The sequence below is a fragment of the Hydrogenophaga sp. genome (genome assembly GCF_011772445.1).
Lineage (GTDB): Bacteria > Pseudomonadota > Gammaproteobacteria > Burkholderiales > Burkholderiaceae_C > Hydrogenophaga.
The window spans coordinates 41,777-65,594 of the sequence record NZ_WVZN01000016.1 but is presented as its reverse complement, the minus strand read 5'-3'; the positions used below and the strand labels follow the sequence as shown (position 1 = coordinate 65,594).

The following is a 23,818-nucleotide window of genomic DNA, read 5'->3' as shown; positions in this document are numbered from 1 at the left end:
GCAGGCCCTCGGGGTGGTGCTTGGTGAGCTCGCCCGAGAGCATGGCGCCCACCGAGCGGTTCACGTTGCGCGCGACCTCGATGAACTGCACGCGCTCGCCCTTCTCGATGGCGGGACGGCACTTCTCGATCAGCACCTTGTCCAGCGCCTTCTCCAGGCCGTGTTCCTGCATCTCGGTGTGCTTGCGCGGCACCTCGGCCGGCACGGCGGGCAAGGCCAGCAGTCGGCTGAAGTCCAGGCCGCGCGCCTTCCAGTGCGCGATGCCGGCGCGCGTGTCGAGCAGGTCGGCGCGGCCGACCAGTTCGTCGAAGGTGCGGATGCCGAGCTGCGCCATGATCTGGCGCGCCTCTTCGGCAACGAAGAAGAAGTAGTTGACGACGTGCTCGGGCTTGCCCGAGAACTTCTTGCGCAGCTCCGGGTCCTGCGTGGCGACGCCCACCGGGCAGGTGTTGAGGTGGCACTTGCGCATCATGATGCAGCCCACCGCGACCAGCGGCGCGGTGGCGAAGCCGAACTCCTCGGCGCCCAGCAGGGCACCGATGACCACGTCGCGGCCCGTCTTCATCTGGCCGTCGGCCTGCACGCGGATGCGGCCGCGCAGGTCGTTGAGCACCAGGGTCTGCTGGGTCTCGGCCAGGCCGATCTCCCAGGGGCTGCCCGCGTGCTTGATGGACGACCAGGGCGAAGCGCCCGTGCCACCGTCGTGGCCCGCGATCACCACGTGGTCGGCCTTGCACTTGGCCACGCCCGCGGCGATGGTGCCCACGCCCACCTCGGACACCAGCTTGACGCTGATGCGGGCGTGCGGCTTCACGTTCTTCAGGTCGTGGATGAGCTGGGCCAGGTCCTCGATGGAGTAGATGTCGTGGTGCGGCGGCGGGCTGATGAGGCCCACGCCGGGCACCGAGTAGCGCAACTTGCCGATGTAGGTGGAGACCTTGCCGCCGGGCAACTGGCCGCCTTCGCCGGGCTTGGCGCCCTGGGCCATCTTGATCTGCACCTCGTCCGCGCTCTGCAGGTACTCGGCCGTGACGCCGAAGCGGCCCGAGGCCACCTGCTTGATCTTCGAACGCAGGCTGTCGCCGTCTTCCAGGGGCAGGTCGACCTCGACCACGTCCTCGCCGATGATGGATTTCAGCGTCTCGCCCTTGGTGATCTTGATGCCCTTGAGCTCGTTGCGGTAGCGGCGTTCGTCCTCGCCGCCCTCGCCCGTGTTGCTCTTGCCGCCGATGCGGTTCATGGCCACGGCCAGGGTCTCGTGCGCCTCGGTGCTGATGGAGCCGAGCGACATGGCGCCGGTGGCGAAGCGCTTGACGATCTCCTTGGCGGGCTCCACCTCGTCGATGGGGATCGCCTTGCTCGGATCGAGCTTGAACTCGAACAGGCCGCGCAGCGTCATCTGGCGGCGGCTCTGGTCGTTGATGATCTGGGCGTACTCCTTGTACGTGTTCCAGTTGTTGGCGCGCGTGCTGTGCTGCAGCTTGGCGATGGCGTCGGGCGACCACATGTGCTCTTCGCCGCGCGTGCGCCAGGCGTATTCGCCGCCGGCGTCGAGCATGCTGGCCAGCACCGGGTCGTCGCCGAAGGCGGCCTTGTGCATGCGGATGGCTTCCTCGGCGATCTCGAAGACGCCGATGCCTTCCACGCGGCTGGCGGTGCCGGTGAAGTACTTGGCCACGGTGTCGCTGTCGAGGCCGATGGCCTCGAACAGCTGGGCGCCGCAGTAGCTCATGTACGTGCTCACGCCCATCTTGGACATGATCTTGGACAGGCCCTTGCCGATCGCCTTGGTGTAGTTGTAGATGGCCTTGTCGGCGCTCAGGTCGCCCGGCAGGTCCTTGTGGATGGCGACCAGGGTCTCCATGGCCAGGTAGGGGTGCACGGCCTCGGCGCCGTAGCCGGCCAGCACGGCGAAGTGGTGCACCTCGCGCGCGGTGCCGGTCTCCACCACCAGGCCGGCGCTGGTGCGCAGGCCCTCACGCACCAGGTGCTGGTGGATGGCCGAGAGCGCCAGCAGCGCGGGAATGGCCACCTGCGCGGGGCCGACGCCGCGGTCGCTGATGATGAGGATGTTCTTGCCACCCTTGATCGCGTCCACGGCGGCTGCGCACAGCGAGGCCAGCTTGGCTTCCACGCCCTCGCGACCCCAGGCCGCGGGGTAGGTGATGTCCAGCGTGACGCTGCGGAACTTGCCCTGTGTCACGGCCTCGATGTTGCGCAGCTTGGCCATGTCGGCGAAGTCCAGCACGGGCTGGCTCACCTCCAAGCGCATCGGCGGGTTCACCTGGTTGATGTCGAGCAGATTGGGCTTGGGGCCGATGAAGGACACCAGCGACATCACGATGGCTTCGCGAATCGGGTCGATCGGCGGGTTCGTGACCTGCGCGAACAGCTGCTTGAAGTAGTTGTAGAGCGGCTTGTTCTTGTCCGACAGCACGGCGAGCGGGCTGTCGTTGCCCATGGAGCCGATGCCCTCTTCGCCGTTGGCGGCCATGGGGCTCATGAGGAACTTGATGTCCTCCTGCGTGTAGCCGAAGGCCTGCTGACGATCCAGCAGCTCGGGCGAGACGCGCTCCACGCCGGCGGCCTGCGGCTCGGTCTGGGCCACGGGCAGTTCCTGCGCGGCCTCCCCGGCCACGGGGTGCTCCACGTCGTCCAGGCGGATGCGCAGGTTGTCGATCCACTGCTTGTAGGGCTTGCTGTTGGCGAGGTTGGCCTTGAGCTCCTCGTCGTCGATCATGCGGCCCTGCTCCAGGTCGATCAGGAACATCTTGCCGGGCTGCAGACGCCACTTGCGCACGATCTTGTTCTCGGGCACCGGCAGCACGCCCGATTCCGAGGCCATGATCACGAGGTCGTCGTCGGTGACGCAGTAGCGCGAGGGGCGCAGGCCGTTGCGGTCCAGCGTGGCGCCGATCTGGCGCCCGTCGGTGAACGCGATGGAGGCCGGACCGTCCCAGGGCTCCAGCATGGCCGCGTGGTATTCATAGAAGGCGCGGCGGCGCGGGTCCATGGTGGTGTGCTGCTCCCAGGGCTCCGGGATCATCATCATCACGGCCTGCGACAGCGGGTAGCCCGCCATGGTGAGCAGCTCGAGGCAGTTGTCGAAGGTGGCGGTATCCGACTGGTGCGCGAAGCTGATCGGGTAGAGCTTCTGCAGGTCGGCGCCCAGCACGGGCGAGCTCATCACGCCCTCGCGCGCCTTCATCCAGTTGTAGTTGCCCTTGACCGTGTTGATCTCGCCGTTGTGCGCGACGTAGCGGTACGGGTGGGCCAGCGGCCACTCGGGGAAGGTGTTGGTGGAGAAGCGCTGGTGCACCAGGCCAAGGGCCGACACGCAGCGCGGGTCCTGCAGGTCCTTGAAGTAGGTGCCCACCTGATCGGCCAGCAGCAGGCCCTTGTAGACCACGGTGCGGCTGCTCATGCTCACCACGTAGTACTCCTTGGAGTGCGTGAGCTTGAGGCGCTGGATGGCCGCGCTGGCGGTCTTGCGGATCACGTAGAGCTTGCGCTCCAGCGCGTCCTGCACGATGACGTCGTTGCCGCGGCCGATGAAGACCTGGCGGATGATGGGCTCCTTGGCGCGCACCGTGGGCGACATGGGCATGTCCATGTTCACCGGCACATCGCGCCAGCCCAGCAGCACCTGGCCCTCGGCGGCGATGGCGCGCTCCATTTCCTGCTCGCAGGCCAGGCGGCTGGCGTGCTCCTTGGGCATGAAGATCATGCCCACGCCGTACTCGCCGGCGGGCGGCAGCGTCACACCCTGCGCGGCCATTTCCTCGCGGTACAGGGCATCGGGCATCTGGATCAGCAGTCCCGCGCCGTCTCCCATCAGCTTGTCCGCGCCCACCGCGCCGCGGTGGTCAAGGTTCTCCAGGATCTTGAGCGCCTGCTCGACGATCGCGTGGCTCTTCTCGCCCTTGATATGGGCAACGAAACCCACGCCGCAGGCGTCGTGCTCGTTCGCCGGGTCGTACAGACCGTGCTGTTGCAGGTGCTCTTTTTCAGCGGCCGTGTTCATGGCGCTCATCCTTCTCGTCTGTGGGGCAAATCCGTCGGGATCGGGAGCTTATTGCATTGCACCATGCGTGCCAAGCATTTTAAATGGGGTCAGATTCCATTTAATTGCTGATTCGTTTGATCAACATTTAAATGGGGACACATCAAAATCGATCGCAGGGCCTCGCAGCACGAGCCCCCCGTTCTCTCAGGTGTCGGTCTTGCTGACAGGGACGGCAGCGGGGCGTCCCCGCGCCGCGCGCGACACCCGCCGATCGGTCTGCTTTTGCAACTCCCCCGCGAAGCCCTCGTCCCCCAGGGCCCAGCCGTGCAGCGCAGCCTCCGTGATGGCCGTCTGCTGTTGCGCGCTGAGGCCCGATCGGACCCACTCGGCGTAGGCGGCTTCGCGCGCGAAGGGGGTGTTGCCCAGAGCCCAGTAGACGGGGTGGACGCTCAGGTAGCGGTCCACGCGCTGGCCAATGTGGTGCAGGTGGCTCGACCAAGGGTACTGGCGCGGCTCGGCCACCATGCCGGCGCGCACCGGATTGAGCTCGATGTAGGCCATGCAGGCCAGGAAATAGCGCTCGGTCTGGATCAGCGTGGACTTGTAGCGCCCTTCCCACAGGGTGCCCGTGCGCTGGTAGCGGTCGTTGAAGCGGCGCACGTAGCTGCGGCCCACGTCCTGCATCCACCTCGGCACACCCTCCGCGGTTTCGGGGGTGGCCAAGAGGTGGAAGTGGTTGTCCATCAGCACCCAGGCGTGCAGCGCCACCCCGTGTTGGCGTGCCCGGGTCGCGATGAGCTCGATCAGGGCCTCCCGGTCGGCGTCGTCGCGGACGATGGCCTGGCGGTTGTTGCCGCGCTGGATGATGTGGTGCGGGTAACCGGCGACGGTCAGGCGCGGCAGTCGGGCCATGGGGCGAACCAGGGAATGGAATCTGACCCCAATTAGAGCAGCATCAGGCCGGCAGGGCGCGCTGGATGCGGTGAGCCACCCAGAGGCCGAGCAGCGAGGCGGCGCCGGTGACCACCCAGGTGAGTTGCCAGCCGCCCATTTGCGTGGCGACCCAGGCCACGAAGGGCGGCCCCGCGAACTGACCCAGGGCCGAGAACTGCTGCATCCAGCCGACGGTGGTGGAAAGGGTGTCCTCCCCCGGGGCCAAGCGGATCGCCAGGCCGAACAGGGTGCCGGGAATGAGCCCGCCCAGGCCGGAGAACGCAAGGACCGCGATGTACTGAACCACCGGGGCGTCCCGCAGGCCGAACGCCAGCATCGCGCCAACACCCATGGAGAGGTAGGCGAACCCCATGACGAACCGGGGCTGCCCACCGCGCGCGATCCAGCGGCCGGCGCCGATGTTGCCAGCCATGTTCACCGCGGCGGCACCCGCGCTGAGTACGCCGGCCGCTGTGCCGCCGAAGCCCGCCTGCGCCAGGATGGTGGGCAGGAACCCCACGACGGCCAGCCACTGCCCCGAGTAGAGAAAGAACGCCAATGCGACCAGCCAGGGGCCGGGTGCCGCCAGCGTGCGGCGCAACCGCGGGCCCAGCGAGGCACCCTGCCCGGCCAGCATCGCGTCGGGCGGCAGGCCCCGCCACAGGCCAACGAGCGCCAGCAGGGAACTTGCGGTGAGGCCCAGCCACACGGCGCGCCACCCCAACCATTCGATGACCGGCGCCCCCAGCAGCAGCGCCAGCGCGGTGCCCAGGGGCATGTAGGCGCCCCACCAACCCAGGGCCTTGGCGAGCAGGCGAGGATCAGCCACGTGGCGCCGGATCAGGCCCGGCGCTGGCAGCACGGCGAGCAGGAAGCCCAGCCCCTCCAGGGCCCGCGATGCCAGCAAGTCGGCGGGCGACACCGCCATCGCGCCCCAGGCGCTGCCCAGGGCCAGGCCCATCAAACCGAACAGCATCACGCGCCGAGGTCCGATGCGGTCAGCCGCCAGACCCACGAAGAGGCCCAGAGCCATGCCCGCCAACTGCACCAGCGAGAGCAGGAACCCCGCCTGGACCAGGCTCACCCCCAGGCCGGACTGCAAGGCCGGAATGGCCACAGGCAGCTTGCCGATGTGCAAGGCGCAGGTGACGCCCACGGCCACCACCAGGGCGGCCGCGCGGACGGCGGCGGAGGAAGACGGCGATTGGAATGTCATGGAAAGAGAACCGCGCCGAACAGGCGCTCGTGCTCGCGGATGGCAAAGCGGTCGGTCATGCCGGCGATGTAGTCGGCCACCGCGCGCTCGAGGTGGCGGCGCTGTCCGTGGGCGTCTGGCATCTCGCCCGGCTCCGCGAGGTAGCGGTCGAACAGGTCCTGGATCACGCGACGGGCGCGGCCGGTGGTTTCGACCACCTGCGGGTGCCGGTAAAGGTTGCGGAAAAGGAATGACTTGAGCGCCTGGCTGCGTTCGCGCATCGAATCCGAGAACGCCACGAGCGCCGGCAAGGCGCGCGCCTCGTCGGCGCTTTGCACGCCCGAGCGCTCCAAACGCTCGCGCGTGGCCGAGATCACGTCGTACACCTGACCGCTCAGCATGCGCCGGATGCTTTCGAACAAGAGCCGCCGCCCGTGCAGGTGAGGGTGTTCCTGCAGAGCCTGGCGCCGGTAGTGGTCGAACAGCTCCACGGATTCCAGCTGCTCCAGGGTGAGAAGGCCCGAGCGAACGCCATCGTCGATGTCGTGCGCGTTGTAGGCGATCTCGTCGGCCAGGTTGCACAACTGCGCTTCCAGCGAAGGCGATCCACCGCGCAAAAAGCGCGCGGCCACGCCATCGGGCTCCAGGCGCTCCAGCCGCTCGGCATTGCGCCGCGAACAATGCTTGAGGATGCCCTCGCGCGTCTCGAAAGAGAGGTTCAAGCCATCGAATGCGGGGTAGCGCTCCTCGAGCTCATCCACCACGCGCAGACTCTGCAGGTTGTGTTCGAAGCCCCAGCCATCGGGCGCTCGGCCATCGGGGCCCAGCGCCTGCAGGGCCGCGTGCAGGGCATCCTGGCCCGCGTGTCCGAAGGGTGTGTGCCCGAGATCGTGCGCCAGCGCCACCGCCTCGACGAGGTCTTCGTTGAGCCGCAATGACCGTGCGACGCTGCGGCCGAGCTGGGCGACCTCCAGCGAATGCGTGAGGCGGGTGCGGAACAGATCGCCCTCGTGGTTGACGAAGACCTGGGTCTTGTAGACCAGCCGGCGGAACGCCGTGGAATGGATGACCCGGTCGCGGTCGCGCTGGTAGTCCGTGCGCGTGGGCGCGGGCGGCTCCGGGTGACGCCGTCCGCGGCTGCGCGAAGGGTCGCTCGCGTACGGCGCGAGGGCGACGTTCATGCCCGCGAGCAGCTGCGCTCGATCACGTCGGCCACCACCGCGTCGCTGGCCGGTTTGAGCGAGGCCTGGCCGGGCGGGTCGATCAGCACGAAACGGATCTCGCCGGCCTCGGCCTTCTTGTCGACGCGCATGAGTTCCAGGTAGCGCTCGGCGTTCCGCGAAGCGTCGAGCACCGGTGCGATCACCGGCAGCCCGGCACGCTGAACGAGTGCGTTCAACCGGTTCACGAAGGCTTCGTCCACCAGTCCCAAGGCCAACGACAGCCGCGCGGCCATCACCATGCCGCAGCCCACGGCCTCGCCGTGCAGCCAGGCGCCATACCCCATGCCGGCCTCGATCGCATGCCCGAAGGTGTGGCCGAAGTTCAGGATGGCGCGCACCCCCGACTCGCGCTCGTCTGCTCCCACCACCTGGGCCTTGATCTCGCAGCTCCGGCGCACGGCGTGTGCCAGACACACGGGATCGCGCGCCATGAGGGCCTCGATGTTGGCTTCGATCCAGTCGAGGAACGCCATGTCGGCGATCGGCCCGTATTTGATGATCTCGGCCATGCCGGCGCTGAATTCGCGGTCGGGCAGCGAACGCAGCACGTCCAGGTCGCACACCACCTTCAAGGGTTGGTGGAAGGCGCCGATCATGTTTTTGCCCAGCGGATGGTTGATGCCCGTCTTGCCCCCCACCGACGAATCCACCTGCGCCAGCAAGGTGGTGGGCACCTGCACGAAGGACACGCCTCGCATGTAGCAGGCGGCCGCGAACCCGGTCATGTCACCCACCACACCACCGCCGAGGGCGTAGAGCACGGTTTTGCGATCGCAGCCGGCCTCCAACAGGTGATCGAAGATGGTTTGCAGCGTCGTCCACTGCTTGTGGGCCTCGCCATCGGGCAGCACCACGTCAAGCACGCGTGCGTGACGCGTTTGCAGTGCACGACGCAGCGTTGACAGGTACAGGGGCGCCACCACCTCGTTGGTGACGATCACACCCGTGCTCGCGCGAGGCAGATCGGCGAAGGTCTCGCTTTGGCCGATCAGGTCGGCGCCAATGTCGATGTCGTAGCTGCGTTCGCCAAGGTCGATGCGAACGCGTTGTGTCTCGGTGGACCGTGTGGCGGGCAACATGCCCCGAGTGTATGCCGGCCTCCGTCGGGCGCCGATGCGCCGCTCAAGGCGCTGGTGGCTGGCCGCTGTCGGGCGCGTTGGACACCCACCCGGCCAGTTCAAGCTGCATGAGGATCATGTTGACCAGTGTCGCCACGGAGGGGCGGCCCGTTTCGATGGCGAAATGCGCCGTCTCGGCGTACAGGGGGTGCCGCTGGACGTACAGATCCTTGAGCCTGACCAAGGGGTCGTCCACCTGCAGCAGCGGGCGGTGGCGATCGTTGCGCAGGCGGCGGAACAGGTCTTCCGGCGTCGAGCGCAAGTAGACAACGCGCCCGCGGTCGTGAAGGCAGGCCCGGTTCTCCGGGCGCAGCACGGCGCCGCCGCCGGTGGCCACCACCGCCAAGGGGCCGCTGGTCACTTCGTCAATGACCTGGGATTCGAGGTCCCGGAACGCCGCCTCCCCTTCGCGATCGAAGAACGCCCGGATGCTTGACCCGATGCGCTGCTCGATCACCTGATCGGAATCGACAAAGGGCAAACCCAGGCGCCGGGCCAACTGGCGCCCGACCGTGGATTTGCCCGATCCAGGCAGCCCGACCAGAAAGACCGACTGCGTGGCGTTCAATTAGTTGATGGCGGTGCGCCCCAGGACGCGCGGCGTGATGAAGATCAGCAACTCGGAGCGCTGATCCAGCTGGTTGCGCGACTTGAACAGGTTGCCCACGCCGGGGAGGTCGCCCAGCAGCGGCACCTTCTGGATCTCGTTGCGCTCGGTGCGTTCGAAGATGCCGCCGATCACCACCGTGCCGCCGTTTTCGACCAGCACCTGCGTTTGCACGTGCTTGGTATCGATCGCGATGCCCTCGGCGGTGGTCTCGCCCCGGGTGTCCTTGTTCACATCGAGATCGAGAATGATGTTGCCTTCGGGGGTGATCTGAGGCGTCACCTCGAGCTTGAGATTGGCCTTGCGGAACGCGATGGCCGTTGCGCCGCTGGACGTGGCGGTCTGGTACGGAAACTCCGTGCCCTGTTCGATGAGCGCCTTGACCTGATCGGCCGTGACCACACGCGGGCTGGACACCACCCGGCCCTTGCCATCGGATTCGAGGGCCGAGATCTCCAAAGCCAGAAAACGTGAGGCATTGGGGCTGAACAACGACAGCGCGTAGGACGCGGCCTGACCAGACGGCGGAAGGGCCGGCAGGTTGACGAAGGGCGACGACGTGAGCGCTGGGCCGGTGGTCACGGCCGAGTAGTTGCTGCCGAAATTGCCGCGCACCGGGTTGCCGTTGGCCGAACCCGCGCTGAAATCCCGGACACCACCACCGAGGCGCACACCGATGGACTTGCTGAAGTCGTCGTCGGCTTCCACGATGCGCGCTTCGATCAGCACCTGGCGAATCGGAATGTCGAGCTTGGTGATCAGTTCCTGCACCTGTTCGAGGCGCGAGGGGATATCCGTGACGAACAACTGGTTGGTGCGCGGCTCCGCGATCACGCTGCCTCGAGGGGACAGGATGCGTGCATTGCCAGAACCGCTCGACGAACCACTGGAGGTACCCGTCCCCGCCGTCAGTTGCGTGGCGATGTCGGCCGCCTTGGCGTAGTTCATCTGGAACGATTGCGTGCGCACCTGCTCCAGGCTTTCCACCGTGGCACGGGCCTCCAGTTCCTGCTTCTCCCGAGCCGCGATTTCATCGCGCGGCGCAATCCACAGCACGTTGCCCGACTTGCGCAAGCCCAGGCCCTTGGCCTGCATGATGATGTCCAGCGCCTGATCCCAGGGGACGTCCTTCAGGCGCAAGGTCACCGAGCCCGACACGGAGTCGGACGTCACGATGTTGAAGTTCGTGAAATCGGCGATGACCTGCAGCAGGGCGCGGACCTCGATGTTCTGGAAGTTCAGGGACAGCTTCTCGCCCGTGTAACCGGGGCCCTGGCTGAGCTTGTTCGGATCAACCCGCTGCTCACGCACCTCGAGCACGAACTGGTTGTCGCTCTGGTACGCGGAATGCTCCCAATTGCCCACTGACGACACCACCATGCGCACGCGGTCACCGGTCTGCGTGGTCGTCACCGATTGCACCGGCGTACCAAAGTCGGTCACGTCCAGTCGCCGACGCAGGCCTTCGGGCAAAGAGCTCTTCAGGAACTCCACGACCAGCCCGGTGCCTTGTTGGCGGATGTCCACGCCAACCTGGTTGTTTGGCAATTCAACCACCACACGGCCCGTGTTGCCTGTGCCGCGGCGGAAGTCGATGTCGCGCAAAGCGCTGACGTCCAGGTTGCGGCTCTCGGCAAAGTGCGTGGGCGGGTTGGTTTGCGCCGTGACCGCCTCGGGCCGCTCCATGATCACCAGCAGGCTGCTGCCTTCCACGCGCGTCTGGAACTGCGCGGGTTGCTTGAGGTTGATCACCACACGCGTCCGGTCACCGGCTTGGATCACCGTGGCGGAGCGCAGGTTTCCTTCGTTGATGTCGACCGTGCTTCGCCCCATGGCGTTGGCCACGCCCGGGAAATCAAGCGCGATACGCGCCGGTGATTGCACCGAGAAACTCGAAGGCGTCGCCTTCAAGGGTTCCGACAGATTGATCCGGATCACTTCGGCACCACTCTGGATGCCACCGGTCACCGACTGGATGGCGGTTTGCGCCTGAGCCCAGCACGCCGACAAGACGAGGCCGAGAGCCAGCCCCCCCTTGACAATCCTCCGCCCCCACGCTGGTCCAGCGGTCGCCTGTTCTGGCTTGTTCATTTAGCGTCCTCTACTAACTGCAGCGCCGTGGGGCGCTCGATCCATTCACCCGATGGGTCTTGAACGATTTCGCGCAAGGCAATCTCGGTCTCGGTGATGCGGGTCACGCGCCCAAAGTTTTGACCCAGGTATTGGCCCTGACGGACCTGGTACAGCAACCGATCCACCTTGATGAGTGCCACCAATTGGCCGGAGCGGTCAAGGCTGCCGACCATGGTCATGGAGTCCAGAGGAAAGGCCTCCAACGGCTGACGCCGGCGGGCCAGTTCCGGCTCGATCAGCGCAGCGTTCGCGGCGGTGGCCGTTTGCGTGCCGCGCAGCAGGCTCGCCAGCTTCTCCGCGCTGAATGGCGGTGTCTCGCGTTCAACGCTGTAGGGTTGAGGTTCGAAGCGCGTGGGCTCGGGAATGGGTTGGACCGAGGGTTTGATCGAATTGCGCTCAGCCTGCATCCAGGACCGGAGTTCGTCCTGACCGGACGACGTGCAGCCAGCAAGAACGATGGCCACCGTGCACAGGAAGTACGGTACGAGGCGCCTCACTTGTTCGCCCCTTTCGCTTTCTGTTGCGCGGCCACTTCTTCGGGATCGAGGTACCGGAAGGTCTTGGCCACGCCATCCATCGTCAGATACCCCTCACGATTGGCGATCGGCGCGAGGCTGAGATTGTTCAATGTGACGATGCGGGACAAATTGGCGATGTCTGCGGCGAAAAGCCCGATGTCGTGGTAGGTCCCCGTGACGCGAATCGAGATGGGCAACTCGGCGTAGTACTCCCGCACCACGATCTGCCCCGGGCGGAACAATTCGAACTGCAGGCTGCGGCCAAGGCCCGCCTGGTTGATGTCGGAGAGCAGGGCGTCCATTTCAGCCTTGCTGGGCAGTTGCTTTTCCAACTGCGTCACGTACTGCTGCACCTGCTCCAATTGCTTGCGCAAAGCGTCCAGGTTGACCGCCTGCACCAGCTTGCTGCGATAGGTGGTGCGCAGTTGCTCTTCCCGAGCCTTCTCCGCGACCAACTCCTCGTCGACCCCTTTGAGCCAGAAAAACCAGAGCGCGGCCACAACGCCCACGCAAACCGCGACGAACAGCAGATTGCGCGGCAGCGCCGGCCACAAAGACGGGTCGTTCGGATCGAGACCGGTGAACTGGGCGCGCAGCTTGTCCTGCACGCCCTTGAGGTCGATGTTGATGTTCGATTTCTTCGCCATCACGCCACCCTGGATCAGACTTTGCCTGCGGCAGGTGCCGCGGCTGGCTTCGCGGGCGCCGCCGGCGTTGCCTCTGGTTTGCGCAAGGTCACGCGCATGGTGAAGTTGGCCACGCGCCGCGCATCAGCACCGCTGATGGCGGCGTTGGCTGACACGATTTCCACCAGTTCGGGACGCGTCAAGGCCGGGCTGTTGTTCGACAGGTTGCGCAAAAGTTCGGACACGCGTTCCTGGGACTGCGCAGTCCCGGTCATGAGCACGCTCATGTTTTCCTGCTTCATGGTGCGCAGGAAAACGCCTTCAGGCAGCTGGTTGACGAGTTCTTCCAGCAGGTACACAGGCAGATTTCGCCCAGCCTGCAGGTCTTCCACCGCGGTCTGGCGCGCACGCAAGGACGCGATCTGCTGCTGCAGGGTCGCGATGTCCTTGATCTCCGCGTCCAGCTTGGCAATCTCCTGCGTCAGAAACAGGTTGCGTTCCTGCTGCGCGGAAATCTGCCCCTGATACCACGTGAAAACGGCGCCACCAATGATGCCGCCCAACATGGCCGAGAGCGCCAACTGCGTGAAGAATTGTTCCTTCTGGCGCTTGCGCGCTGCCTCGCGGTGAGGCAGCAGGTTGATGAGGATCATTGGTAGAACCTCCGCAACGCCAGGCCGGTGGACGTCAGGTAGGCCGGCGCCTCACGGGAGATCTTTCGCGCCTGAATCGAGGACCCCAGTTCCATGGCGTCGAACGGATTGATCAACATGCAGGCGAACGAGGTCTGGTGCGTCACCGCCTCGGTCAAACCCAACAGAGCGGCACTGCCACCTGCGAGCAGGATGTGATCGATTTTGTTGTACGGCGTGCTCGTGAAGAAGAACTGCAGGGCACGTCCGACTTCCTGGGACATGCTCTCGATGAAAGGCTCGAGTACAGCGCTCTGGTAATCCTCAGGCAGGTCACCGGACCGCTTCTTGGCCTCCGCCTCGTCGGGAGAAAAGCCGTACTGACGAATGATGAGCTGGGTCAACTGACCGCCGCCGAAAGCCTGGTCGCGTTCGTAGAGCACCTCGTCGTTGCGTATGACCTGCAGACTGGTGGTCATTGATCCGATCTCGAACAGGGCCACCAACGCATCGACGCCCTGATTCGGCAGGGTCTCGATGACCCGGCCCGCAGCCAGGCGAGACGCATAGGATTCGACGTCCATGACCACCGGCTTGAGACCCGCGGCTTCGGCGAGGCCTTGACGGTCGGACACCTTTTCCTTGCGAGAGGCCGCGATGAGCACCTCGACATCGCCCACGGAAGTGGCGCTAGGCCCCACCACGCAGAAGTCGAGGCTCACCTCGTCGAGCGAGAACGGGATGTACTGGTTCGCCTCGGACTCGACCTGGGCTTCCAGCTCCTTGTCGCTCATGCCACCCGGAAGAACGATTTTTTTCGTGATCACCGCCGAAGCGGGAAGCGCCAGCGCCACATTCTTGGTCTTGCTGCCGCTCTTTCGGACCACGCGCCGCACGGCGTCAGCCACTTCATCGAACTTTTCGATGTTGCCATCGGTGATCCAGCCGCGTTCGAGCGGCTCCATGGCACACCGCTCCAGCACGAATTCGCCCGCGCGGTTGCGACTGAGTTCCACGAGCTTGACGCTCGACGTGCTCACGTCAATGCCCAGCAAGGGTGCTGGTTCTCGGCTGAAAAGCGATCCCATTGAGATCAAGATGGCCCCCAAATCGCGTGGCGCGGTACCACGCCAGACTTAAGAAATCACTTCAATGCTAGCAGTAAGCCCATTGAGCGGCAAAGATTTATTGCCAAACGCACAATTCGAAACGTTGTCAAAAGCCGACGGGACGAGGACTCGGCGTGATGGGCTGAACGCCCTTCGACAAACCGGATCCGAAACCCACATCAACCCGTTCCGGTGATTCAATGTCGGCGTCCTGACCGACTTCTAAAATGCGGGACGTTTCAGTTCCAGTTCGCATGCCCCAAGATTCCAAGTCCCCTCAAGCAGGCACTGCGAAGGCAGTATCTGCGGCCCCTCGCACACTCATCTGGATCGGTCGCTTGGTGGTGGCTGTAGCCGGACTGGCGGCGGCGGGTGTTGCAGCCCTGCTCGTGGCCGTCGGCATCGCACTGGCCGTGGCCTATCCCAACCTGCCCGACGTCACCGGACTGGCCGACTACCGTCCCAAATTGCCCCTGCGAGTGCTCGCGGTGGACGGGCAACTCATCGGTGAGTTCGGCGAAGAGCGACGCAACCTGCTGACGATCGACCAGATCCCCGATGTGATGAAGAACGCGGTGCTGGCCATCGAGGACGCGCGCTTCTTCGAACACAGCGGCGTGGACTACCGCGGCATGGTGCGGGCTGCGTTGGCCAACCTGCGCGAGGCCAAAAGCCAGGGGGCGTCCACCATCACCATGCAGGTGGCGCGCAACGTCTACCTGTCGGCGGAGAAAAGCTACACACGCAAGATCTACGAGGTTCTGCTCACGTTCAAGCTGGAGCACATGCTCACCAAGGAGCAGATCCTCGAGATCTACATGAACCAGATCTTCCTGGGCCGGCGGGCCTACGGCTTCGCCTCGGCGTCGCAGATCTACTTCGGCAAACCGCTGCAGAACGTGACCATCGCCGAAGCCGCCATGCTGGCGGGCCTGCCGCAGGCGCCGTCGGCCTACAACCCGGTGCGCAATCCCAAGCGCGCTCGCGCGCGGCAGCTGTACATCATCGATCGCATGGTGGAGAACGGCTTCATCACGCCCGAGCAGGCCGAACAGGCCAAGGCGCAGGAGATCAAGTTGTACCGCGGCGCCCAGGAGGAAAGCCTGCACGCGGAGTTCGCTTCCGAGATGGTTCGCCAAGCGATCGTGGCGCAGTACGGGGAGGCCGCCTACACGCGAGGGCTCGTGGTGTCCACGACCATTGATCCTCGCGCGCAGGAGGCCGCGTACCGCGCAGTGCGTCAGGGCGTGTTGGACTATGAACGCCGGCAGTTCTACCGCGGCCCCGAGCTGTTCATCGATCTGCCGCAGGACCCGCAGGAGCGCGACGCGGCCATAGACGAGGCGCTCGCGGAACGTCCCGACAACGGCGATCTGCTGTCGGCTGTGGTGCTGGAGGCCAGCGCGCGCAAGGTCGTGGTGATGCGCCAGGATGGCGAGCCGATCGAAATCACCGGTGAAGGCCTCAAGCCGGTGCAAAGCGGCCTGTCCGACAAGGCCGGGCCCAACATCAAGCTGCGCCCGGGCGCGGTGGTGCGCATCGTGAAGGTGGGCGACAAGTCCTGGCGCGTAACGCAATTGCCCGAGGTCGAATCCGCCTTCGTGGCACTGGATCCGCGCAACGGCCGCATCGCAGCGATCATTGGCGGTTTCGACTTCAACAAGAACAAGTTCAACCACGCCACCCAGGCCTGGCGGCAACCGGGATCGAGCTTCAAGCCCTTCGTCTACTCCGCCGCGCTGGAAAAGGGTCTCACGCCGATGACAGTGGTCAATGACGCACCGCTGTTCTATTCCGCGGCGGAAACCGGTGGCAAGCCCTGGGAGCCGAAGAACTACGACGGACAGTTCGATGGCCCGATGTCGGTGCGCCGCGCACTGGCGAAGTCGAAGAACATGGTGTCCATTCGCGTGCTGCAACTGGTGGGCACGCAGAACGCGCAGAGTTGGGTGACGCGCTTCGGCTTCGACGCGGAGAAGCATCCCCCCTTCCTCACCATGGCCCTGGGCGCTGGTGCCGTGACGCCGCTGCAGATGGTCACGGCCTATTCGGTGTTCGCCAACGGCGGGCATCGCGTGTCGCCGGTGCTGATCACGCGCGTGACCGACGCACGCGGCCGCGTCCTGTTCGAGGCGCCACAAACCACGCTGGACAACGCGCCGCGCGCGATCGAGCCGCGCAACGCCTTCATCATGAACAGCCTGCTGCAAGAGATCACCCGCTCAGGCACGGCCGCGCGCGCGCAGGCCACGCTCAAGCGGCCCGATCTGTACGGCAAGACCGGCACCACCAACGACGCGGTGGACGCCTGGTTCGTGGGCTACCAGCCCACGCTGGCCGCCGCGGCCTGGGTGGGCTACGACACGCCGCGCAACCTGGGCAGCCGCGAGACCGGGGGCGGTCTGGCGCTGCCGATGTGGATTTCCTTCATGCAGGAGATGCTCAAGGATGTGCCTGTGACCACCTACAGCGCACCACCCGGCGTGGTCAATATCGGTGGCGAGTGGTACTACGAAGAGTACGGCCCCGGCAATGGGGTGCACGGCCTGGGCCTGGCGGATCCATGGCCGGGCGCGCCCGGTGGCACGCCAGTCGATCCCAACGGTGTGCCGGTGCCGGCGCCACTCCCGCCGGTGGAGAACCGGCGCAGCATCCTCGACCTGTTCAGGAACTGAAGCTCAGCGCTTCACCCGACTGTTCGCTCGCGTAGCGCGAGAGGTTCGCAAAGAATTCGCCGTTGCCCTTGGTGTCCATCCAGGCGCGTCCGTCGTGCTTGTAGTGAAAGCCACCGGCCCGCGCGGCCATCCACACCTCGTGCAAGGGCTTCTGCAGGTTGATGACGATCTGGCTGCGGTTGGCGAAGGTCAGGGTGATCATGCCGCCCACGCGCTGGTTGTCGATGTCGGCGTCGGTGTCTTCGTTGATGCGGTCGCAGTTCAACTCGATGGCGCGCAGCAGGGCCTCGGCGCGATCCTGGTATTCGAGGTCGGTCATTACAATGCGCAGGATGTTTGGGTGGCTGCGCATTCTAGGATCCCGCTCCGGCCCCGCTCGGGTCATGGCCTTGTCGCTGGTGCTGTCGGGCCTGGTGGCGTGCGGACAGCGAGGCCCGCTGTACCTGCCGCCCGCCAAGACCCCCGAGTCCACACCCAAGCCCGCCAATGCCCCTGCCCGCCTACCTGACGCAACGCCACGGTGAATTGCACCTCGAGGGCGTGAGCCTTGACGCCCTGGCCCGGGCCCATGGCACGCCGCTCTTCGTGTACAGCAAGGCCTCCATGCTGCAGGCCCTGGGCGCGTATCAGCGGGGCCTCGCGGGGCGCCCGCACCTCATCTGCTACGCCATGAAGGCCAATTCGTCGCTGGCCATTCTGCAAACGCTGGTGCGCGCAGGCTGTGGGCTGGACATCGTCTCGGGCGGCGAGCTGGAGCGCGCGCTCGCGGCCGGCTGCGCACCCGAACGCATCATCTTCTCGGGCGTGGGCAAGACGCGCGCCGAGATGCGCCGCGCGCTGGAGGCCGGCATCGGCTGCTTCAACGTGGAGAGCCGCGCCGAGCTGGCCGTGCTCGACGAAGTCGCACGCGCCGCTGGCCTGCGCGCCCGCGTGAGCCTCCGCGTCAACCCCGACGTGGATGCGCAAACACACCCCTATATCTCCACCGGGCTGAAAGACAACAAGTTCGGTATCGCGCACGACGAGGTGCTGGACACCTACCGCCAGGCCGCGGCGAGCCCGGGCCTGGATGTGGTTGGCATCGACTGCCACATCGGTTCGCAGATCACGCAGGCCGGGCCCTACCTGGACGCGCTCGAGCGCGTGCTCGACCTGGTGGAGGCCATCGAGCGCACCGGCCTGCGCCTCAAGCACATCGACTTCGGCGGTGGCCTTGGCATCGACTACCACGGCGACGCGCCGCCCGCCGCCGACGAACTCTGGGCGACGCTGCTGCAGCGACTGGACGCCCGCGGCTTCGGCGACCGCCAGATCATGATCGAACCGGGCCGCTCCATCGTGGGCAACGCGGGCGTGTGCCTCACCGAGGTGCTCTACCAGAAGCCCGGCGAGCACAAGAACTTCCTGATCGTGGACGCGGCCATGAACGACCTGCCGCGCCCCGCGATGTACCAGGCCTACCACCGCATCGAACCGGTTCGCCCGCGCGCCGACGCCGCTTCGCTCACCTGGGATGTGGTCGGCCCGGTCTGCGAAAGCGGCGATTGGCTGGGCCGCGACCGCGAACTGGCCGTGGAGCCAGGCGACGTGCTCGCCGTGCTGTCCGCCGGTGCCTACTGCATGAGCATGGCCAGCAACTACAACACGCGCGGGCGCGCGGCCGAGTTCCTGGTGGATGGCGACCAGGTCACGGTGATCCGACAGCGCGAAACGGCCGCCGATCAGATGCGGCTGGAAACGCCCCTGCCCTGAGGCGCCCGCCAGCGCCGCCAGGCGCGCCAGCCCAGCAGCGTGGCCAGGATGGCCGCGTACACGGCCACTTCATTGAAGTCGTTCTTGCCCGCGCGCATCCAGAAGAAGTGCAGCACCGCGAGACCGGCCACCGCGTACACCAGCCGGTGCAGGCGCTGCCAGCGCGCCGCCCCCAGCGCGCGAATGGCGCGGTTGAACGAGGTCGCGGCCAGCGCCAGCAGCATCAGCCAGGCCAGTGTGCCCACCAGGATGAAGGGGCGCTTGGGAATGTCGGCGACCACCTCGGCCCAGTCGAAGCCCATGTCGAACCAGACGTAGGCCAGCCAGTGCAGCGTGGCGTAGAAGAAGACGAACACACCCAGCATGCGCCGAAAGCGCGCCAGCGCGGGCCAACCCAGCGCCACGCGAAGCGGTGTCACCAGCAACACCAGCACCAGGGCGCGCAAGGTCCAGTCGCCCAAGGAACGGATCAGCGCCTCGGCGGGGTTCGCGCCCAGGCGGTCCGCCACCGCCGCCCACACCAGCCAGGCGAAGGGCAGCAGCCACACCGTGAACACCAGGGGTTTGGCCAGCGGGTGCAACAAGGCCCGCTGGACCACGGCTCGGCTCATCGGATTCGGCGCAGCGGCGGAGCGTGCGGACTCATCGTGTTCAGTAGAACTTGCGCAGGTCCATGCCTGCGTAGAGCTGGCCCACCTGCGCCTCGTAGCCGTTGAACATCTGGGTTTCACGGCGCTTGGCGAACAGGCCGCTGCCCTCGCCGATGCGCCGCTCGGTGGCCTGGCTCCAGCGCGGGTGCGCCACCTTGGGGTTGACGTTGGAGAAGAAGCCGTACTCTTGGGGCGCGGCCAGGTTCCACGAGGTGCGGGGCATTTGCTCGACGAAGCGGATCTTCACGATGGACTTGCCGCTTTTGAATCCGTACTTCCACGGCACCACCAGGCGCACGGGCGCGCCGTTCTGGTTGGGCAGCACCTCGCCGTACATGCCGAAGGCCAGCAACGCCAGCGGGTGCTGCGCCTCGTCCAGGCGCAGACCTTCCACGTACGGCCAGTCGAGCACATTGGAGCGCAGACCGGGCATCTGCTGCCGGTCGGCCAGGGTCACGAACTCCACGTACTTGGCGCTGCCCTGCGGTTCCACGCGTTTGATGAGCTCGGCCAGCGAATAGCCCTGCCAGGGAATCACCATGGACCAGCCCTCGACGCAGCGCAGGCGGTAGATGCGCTCTTCCATCGGCGCCAGCTTGAGCAGCGCGTCGATGTCGAAGCGGCCAGGCTTGTTCACCAGGCCTTCGACCTCTACCGTCCAGGGCCGCGGTTTCAGCTTGCCGGCGTAGGCCACCGGGTCGCTCTTGTCGGTGCCGAACTCGTAGAAGTTGTTGTAGCTGGTGGCGTCCTCGTAGCTGGTGGGCTTTTCCATCGTGGCGGCGCCGGCCACCGTGGACACCTTGCCCTGCAGCGGCGCCAGCTTGCCGGGCCGCTGGGCAGACTGTGCCCAGGCATCGCGCGAGGCCCAGGCCACGCCCGCGGCGGCCAGGCCGGCCAGCCACTGCCGGCGCTGCAGGTAGGCGCCGCGCGAGGTGATGTCGCTGCTGCGCGGGTGGACGAAACCGTCCCGGTCGGTTCGGATGATCATGGCCGTGTTCCCCGAAAGAGCGCCGGCGCGAGGGATGCCGCGCCCGCCGAACTGTCAGTCGTGTGATCCGCCGAAACCTTACGCGGTTCCGGAATCAGAGTTCGCCGTAGCTGTGCAAACCCGAGAGGAACATGTTGACGCCCAGGAAGGCGAAAGTGGTGATGGCCAGGCCGACCAGCGCCCACCAGGCGGCCACGGTGCCGCGCAGGCCTTTCATCAAGCGCATGTGCAGCCAGGCCGCGTAGTTCAGCCAGACGATCAGCGCCCAGGTTTCCTTCGGGTCCCAGCTCCAGTAGCCACCCCAGGCCTCGGCGGCCCACAGGGCGCCCAGCACGGTGGCGATGGTGAAGAAGGCGAAGCCGACCGCGATGGCCTTGTACATCACGTCGTCCAGCACCTCGAAGGCGGGCAGGCGCGCCGCGATGCGACCACGCACCGACAGGATGCCGCCCACGATGAGCGCCGACACGCCGAAGTAGATGAACCAGTAGACACCGCCCTTGTCGGTGGCGCCTTGGCGAAACACCAGCGGCTCGAAGCACAACACCACACCCAGCACCCACAGCGGCGCCAGCTTGTACCAGCGCGTCTCGCCCGCGCTCTGTTTGATGAGGTAGGCAAAGGCCAGCATGGCCGCGATGGCGAAGGTGCCGTAGCCGATGAAGTTGGCGGGCACATGCAGCTTCATCCACCAGCTCTGCAGCGCGGGCACCAGGGGCTGGATCTCGTGCGCTTCGCGCACCACCGTGTACCAGAGCAGGAAGCCCACGGCCGCGCTCACGATGAGCATGGCGAAGGCGCCCATGCGGCGCGTGGCGTACTGGTCTTCGTAGTACAGGTAGAAGGCCGCCGTCAGCCAGCAGAACAGAACGAAGACCTCATACAGGTTGCTGACCGGGATGTGGCCGATGCCGGGACCGATCTGGTGGCTTTCGTACCAGCGCACCAACGAACCGATGAGCGCCAGGCCCACCGCCACCCAGGCCAGACGCGAGCCCAGGGCCTCGAAGCTGTCGCCCGCGCGGGTGAACATGCCCAGCCAGTAGAAGGCCGTGCTCATGAAGAACAGCACGCTCATCCACAGGATGGCCGACTGGCTGGAGATGAAGTACTTGAGCAGGAAGACCTGGTCGCCGCGCGCCAGGTCGGCCCCACCGCCGGGCGCCTGATAGAGCCAGATGGCCAGCAGCGCGAAAGCCGCGACCACCACCGACAACAGGCGCAGCGGGCGCCAGAACCACCCCAGGCACACCAGGCTGGGCACCGCGCCTGCGAGGATCCACTTCTCGTAGATGTCCATGGCGCCGCCGTAGCGCTGGAAGGCCAGCAGGCCGCCGGCCAGCACCAGCGCGGCGAACAGCCAGTCCCAGCGGTCACGGCGCGCGAAATAGCCAGGGACCGAATCGGCGCCCGCCTTGGTCTTCTTGAGCTCGATGGTCTGGGAAGCGGTGGTGGTGTTCATGCGGTCACCTGGAGAGCAAACGGGTCTTGAGCTGGTCGAATTCGCGGTCGGCGTCCAGCGTCTTGCGGTTGGTGGACAGGGCCATGCTGGCCTGCGCGCCCTGCCCGGCCGGCGCCAGCCAGACCCACAGGCGGCGCTCGCGGACGTAGAGCATGGCAAAGACACCAATGATGAGCAACAGGCAGCCGAGGTAGACGACGGTCTTGCCCGGCGCACGCGCCACCTGGAACACGCTGGCCTGCACGTGCGTGAAATCCGCGAGCTGGAAGGTCAGGGGTGCAGGGTAGAAGAAGGTGTCGGACAGGCTGATCACGGCCTGGGTCATGAAGCGCTGGGCGGGCTCGTCGCGCGGCAGCGGCGCCAGCCCGGCCTTCTCGCGGCTGAGTTGCAGCAGTTCGAACAGGGTGCCGTTGAGGATGCGCACCAGCACGTCGCCGGCGCGCTCGCGCTCGGCGTCGGGCACATTGGCCTGCAGGAAGGCGGCCACGGCTTGCAAGCCGCCCTTGGGGTCGCCGCCGGCGGCGCCCTTCGATCCGGCCGCGTCATTCACGCGGTTGGGGGCATCGGCGACTGCGGTCGTGGCAGTCACGCGTTCCGCGCCCGCGAACAGCGCCAGTGCCCGCGAGGCCGACGCCACCAGGGCCTGCTCCAGGTCGGCGCGCCCGGGCTCCACCGACTGCGCGGCGTAGCGGCGCACGGCCTCGGCGCGCATGGCCGGGTCGTCGAGCGCGGCGCGCAGCCGCACGAAGCCGTCCAGGCTGTCGTTCTCGTCGGCCGGCACGCGCAGGTAGCGGAAGCTTTCCTGCGGTGTGTCGCGCAAGCCCAGCAGGTACACGCGCTGGCCATCCAGCTCCACCGGCAGCATGTAGTTGTGGTACTCCACGGCCTGTCCCGCCGCGTCGCGCAGCTTGTAGGTCACGCTTGGGCCCACGTTGCGCAGGGTCTTCTCGGTCACGGTCTTGTGCGCGGCGCCCAGGCGGCTTTCGATGGACTCGCGCAGGTCGACCTTGCGCACGTCGGCGCCGCCCCCGGTGGCAGAGAAGTTCTCCACGTTGATGACGCGCAGGCTGGTGAATTCCAGCCCAAGCTTCTCATCGCCGTTGCTGAGCTCGGTGGAGCCGCCGATGTTGCCTTCCACCTCGAACGGCTGCGCATGGCCGTTGATCGGCACCGCCTTGAGCCTCACCCGCGAGCCGCCGTCGTCGAAGCTCGATTGGTAGATGGCGACGCCACGGTGGAAGGCCGGGTGGTTCACCTCCACGCGCGCCTCCTTGCTCTCGCCGGTCTCGCGGTCGTGGATCACGATCTCGCTGGCGAAGAGGCGCGGCATGCCGGTGTCGTAGTACTCGACGATGAACTTCTTGAGCTCCACCGAGAACGGCAGCTCCTGCAGCAGCACGCCGCCGGGCTGCGTGAGGATGGCCGTGCTGGAGGCGGTGCCCTCGGTAACGAGCAGGTTGCCGCGGAAGGTGGGGTTGCTGGTGGACAGCCGGTGCTGCGCCGGCACGTCGGCGATCAGGCCGCCGCCTTCGTAGATCTGCTTGCCGTTGAACCAGGTCTGGGCACGCACCATCAGGTCGCCGTCGAGCAAGCCGCCCACGCACACCAGCACGATGGCGCTGTGCGCCGCGATGTAGCCCCACTTGTTGGCCGCGCCGGTCTTGGCGGCCACCATCCAGCCCGTGCCCTGCGGCGTCTCGCGCGACTGCAGCTTGACCTTCCAGCCCGCACCGAGCAGGACTTGGCCCATCCGGTTCGCGGCGATTTCGGGCGCTTCCGACAGCTCGGCCTGCGCCTTGTGCGGGAAGGCCTTGAGACTTTGCTCGCGAATGTTTTCCTTGTAGGCCTTGAGGTCGACCAGGATCTTGGGTGTGTTGCGCGCGATGCACAGGCTGGTGCTGATCACCAGGAAGGCCAGGATCAGCAGGAACCACCAGGCGCTGTAGACGGTGTACAGGTTCGCCGCCGCGAACACGTCGGCCCAGAACGGCCCGAACTGGTTGACGTAGTTGTTGAAGGGCTCGTTCTGCTTCACCACCGTGCCGATGACCGAGGCGATGCAGATCACCGTCAGCAGCGACACGGCAAAGCGCATCGAGGACAGCAACTCGACCCAGTCACTCAGGCGCCGAGAGGCGGAGCGCAGTTCCAGGCCTTGGGTGGAGACGGTCATGGCGGCAAGCGTGGGAGC

The 23,818-nt window shown here is 66.4% G+C and carries 19 protein-coding genes; 3 read left to right on the top strand and 16 right to left on the bottom strand.

Features of this window, described 5'->3' with window-relative positions:
• The 11 genes from GTO19_RS06800 to GTO19_RS06750 all read right to left on the bottom strand — a co-directional run.
• A partial coding sequence (locus GTO19_RS06800; protein WP_291019509.1) for a glutamate synthase-related protein occupies positions 1-4,024 on the bottom strand: 4,024 nt, incomplete at its 3' end.
• Positions 4,025-4,210: 186 nt separating this feature from the next.
• Positions 4,211-4,918: a transposase gene (locus GTO19_RS06795; protein WP_291019508.1), complete on the bottom strand. Its 708-nt coding sequence runs from the start codon at positions 4,916-4,918 to the stop codon at positions 4,211-4,213.
• A 43-nt stretch (positions 4,919-4,961) separates the two neighbouring features.
• Positions 4,962-6,155: a CynX/NimT family MFS transporter gene (locus GTO19_RS06790; protein ID WP_291019506.1), complete on the bottom strand. Its 1,194-nt coding sequence runs from the start codon at positions 6,153-6,155 to the stop codon at positions 4,962-4,964.
• On the bottom strand, positions 6,152-7,315 hold the full coding sequence (locus tag GTO19_RS06785; protein WP_291019504.1) for a deoxyguanosinetriphosphate triphosphohydrolase: 1,164 nt from the start codon (positions 7,313-7,315) through the stop codon (positions 6,152-6,154). Before GTO19_RS06785 ends, GTO19_RS06790 begins: the two co-directional genes overlap by 4 nt.
• Positions 7,312-8,436, bottom strand: coding sequence for a 3-dehydroquinate synthase (gene aroB / locus GTO19_RS06780; protein ID WP_291019502.1), 1,125 nt, complete (start codon positions 8,434-8,436; stop codon positions 7,312-7,314). Before aroB ends, GTO19_RS06785 begins: the two co-directional genes overlap by 4 nt.
• Positions 8,437-8,479: 43 nt before the next feature.
• A complete protein-coding gene (locus GTO19_RS06775; RefSeq protein WP_291019500.1) occupies positions 8,480-9,043 on the bottom strand; it encodes a shikimate kinase in 564 nt (187 codons plus the stop codon).
• Positions 9,044-11,173 carry a type IV pilus secretin PilQ gene (pilQ, locus tag GTO19_RS06770; RefSeq protein WP_291019497.1) on the bottom strand — a complete coding sequence of 710 codons (2,130 nt, stop codon included), beginning with the start codon at positions 11,171-11,173 and terminating at the stop codon, positions 9,044-9,046.
• Positions 11,170-11,679, bottom strand: a complete 510-nt coding sequence (locus GTO19_RS06765; protein WP_291019494.1) for a pilus assembly protein PilP — start codon at positions 11,677-11,679, stop codon at positions 11,170-11,172. The genes pilQ and GTO19_RS06765 overlap by 4 nt, the downstream gene beginning before the upstream one ends.
• 29 nt (positions 11,680-11,708) lie before the next feature.
• Entirely contained in the window at positions 11,709-12,380 is a 672-nt protein-coding gene (locus tag GTO19_RS06760) for a type 4a pilus biogenesis protein PilO (protein WP_291019492.1), read from the bottom strand.
• A gap of 14 nt (positions 12,381-12,394) precedes the next feature.
• Entirely contained in the window at positions 12,395-13,012 is a 618-nt protein-coding gene (locus tag GTO19_RS06755) for a PilN domain-containing protein (RefSeq protein ID WP_291019491.1), read from the bottom strand.
• Complete coding sequence (locus GTO19_RS06750; RefSeq protein ID WP_291019489.1) at positions 13,009-14,088, bottom strand: pilus assembly protein PilM; 1,080 nt, start codon at positions 14,086-14,088, stop codon at positions 13,009-13,011. The genes GTO19_RS06755 and GTO19_RS06750 overlap by 4 nt, the downstream gene beginning before the upstream one ends.
• 239 nt (positions 14,089-14,327) lie before the next feature.
• Here GTO19_RS06750 and GTO19_RS06745 point away from each other — a divergent pair, with 239 nt between their 5' ends.
• Positions 14,328-16,775: a penicillin-binding protein 1A gene (locus GTO19_RS06745; protein WP_291019486.1), complete on the top strand. Its 2,448-nt coding sequence runs from the start codon at positions 14,328-14,330 to the stop codon at positions 16,773-16,775.
• Here GTO19_RS06745 and cyaY read toward each other — a convergent pair.
• Positions 16,765-17,094: an iron donor protein CyaY gene (cyaY, locus tag GTO19_RS06740; protein WP_291019513.1), complete on the bottom strand. Its 330-nt coding sequence runs from the start codon at positions 17,092-17,094 to the stop codon at positions 16,765-16,767. The two genes, GTO19_RS06745 and cyaY, sit on opposite strands and share 11 nt — an antisense overlap.
• Between cyaY and GTO19_RS22385 the strand changes: the two genes are divergently transcribed.
• Both GTO19_RS22385 and lysA read left to right on the top strand, forming a co-directional pair.
• Entirely contained in the window at positions 16,976-17,299 is a 324-nt protein-coding gene (locus GTO19_RS22385; RefSeq protein WP_363302958.1) for a lipoprotein, read from the top strand. The genes cyaY and GTO19_RS22385 overlap by 119 nt on opposite strands.
• Positions 17,262-18,527, top strand: coding sequence for a diaminopimelate decarboxylase (lysA, locus tag GTO19_RS06735; protein ID WP_291019485.1), 1,266 nt, complete (start codon positions 17,262-17,264; stop codon positions 18,525-18,527). The genes GTO19_RS22385 and lysA overlap by 38 nt, the downstream gene beginning before the upstream one ends.
• On the opposite strand, the gene GTO19_RS06730 is transcribed toward lysA, so the two are convergent.
• The 4 genes from GTO19_RS06730 to GTO19_RS06715 form a co-directional block, all read right to left on the bottom strand.
• On the bottom strand, positions 18,497-19,138 hold the full coding sequence (locus tag GTO19_RS06730) for a sulfite oxidase heme-binding subunit YedZ (protein ID WP_291019484.1): 642 nt from the start codon (positions 19,136-19,138) through the stop codon (positions 18,497-18,499). The genes lysA and GTO19_RS06730 overlap by 31 nt on opposite strands.
• Positions 19,139-19,178: 40 nt before the next feature.
• On the bottom strand, positions 19,179-20,165 hold the full coding sequence (gene msrP / locus GTO19_RS06725) for a protein-methionine-sulfoxide reductase catalytic subunit MsrP (RefSeq protein ID WP_291019483.1): 987 nt from the start codon (positions 20,163-20,165) through the stop codon (positions 19,179-19,181).
• Positions 20,166-20,259: 94 nt separating this feature from the next.
• On the bottom strand, positions 20,260-21,627 hold the full coding sequence (gene ccsB / locus GTO19_RS06720; protein WP_291019482.1) for a c-type cytochrome biogenesis protein CcsB: 1,368 nt from the start codon (positions 21,625-21,627) through the stop codon (positions 20,260-20,262).
• Positions 21,628-21,631: 4 nt separating this feature from the next.
• Entirely contained in the window at positions 21,632-23,800 is a 2,169-nt protein-coding gene (locus GTO19_RS06715) for a cytochrome c biogenesis protein ResB (protein ID WP_291019481.1), read from the bottom strand.
• Between the last annotated feature and the right edge of the window lie 18 nt (positions 23,801-23,818).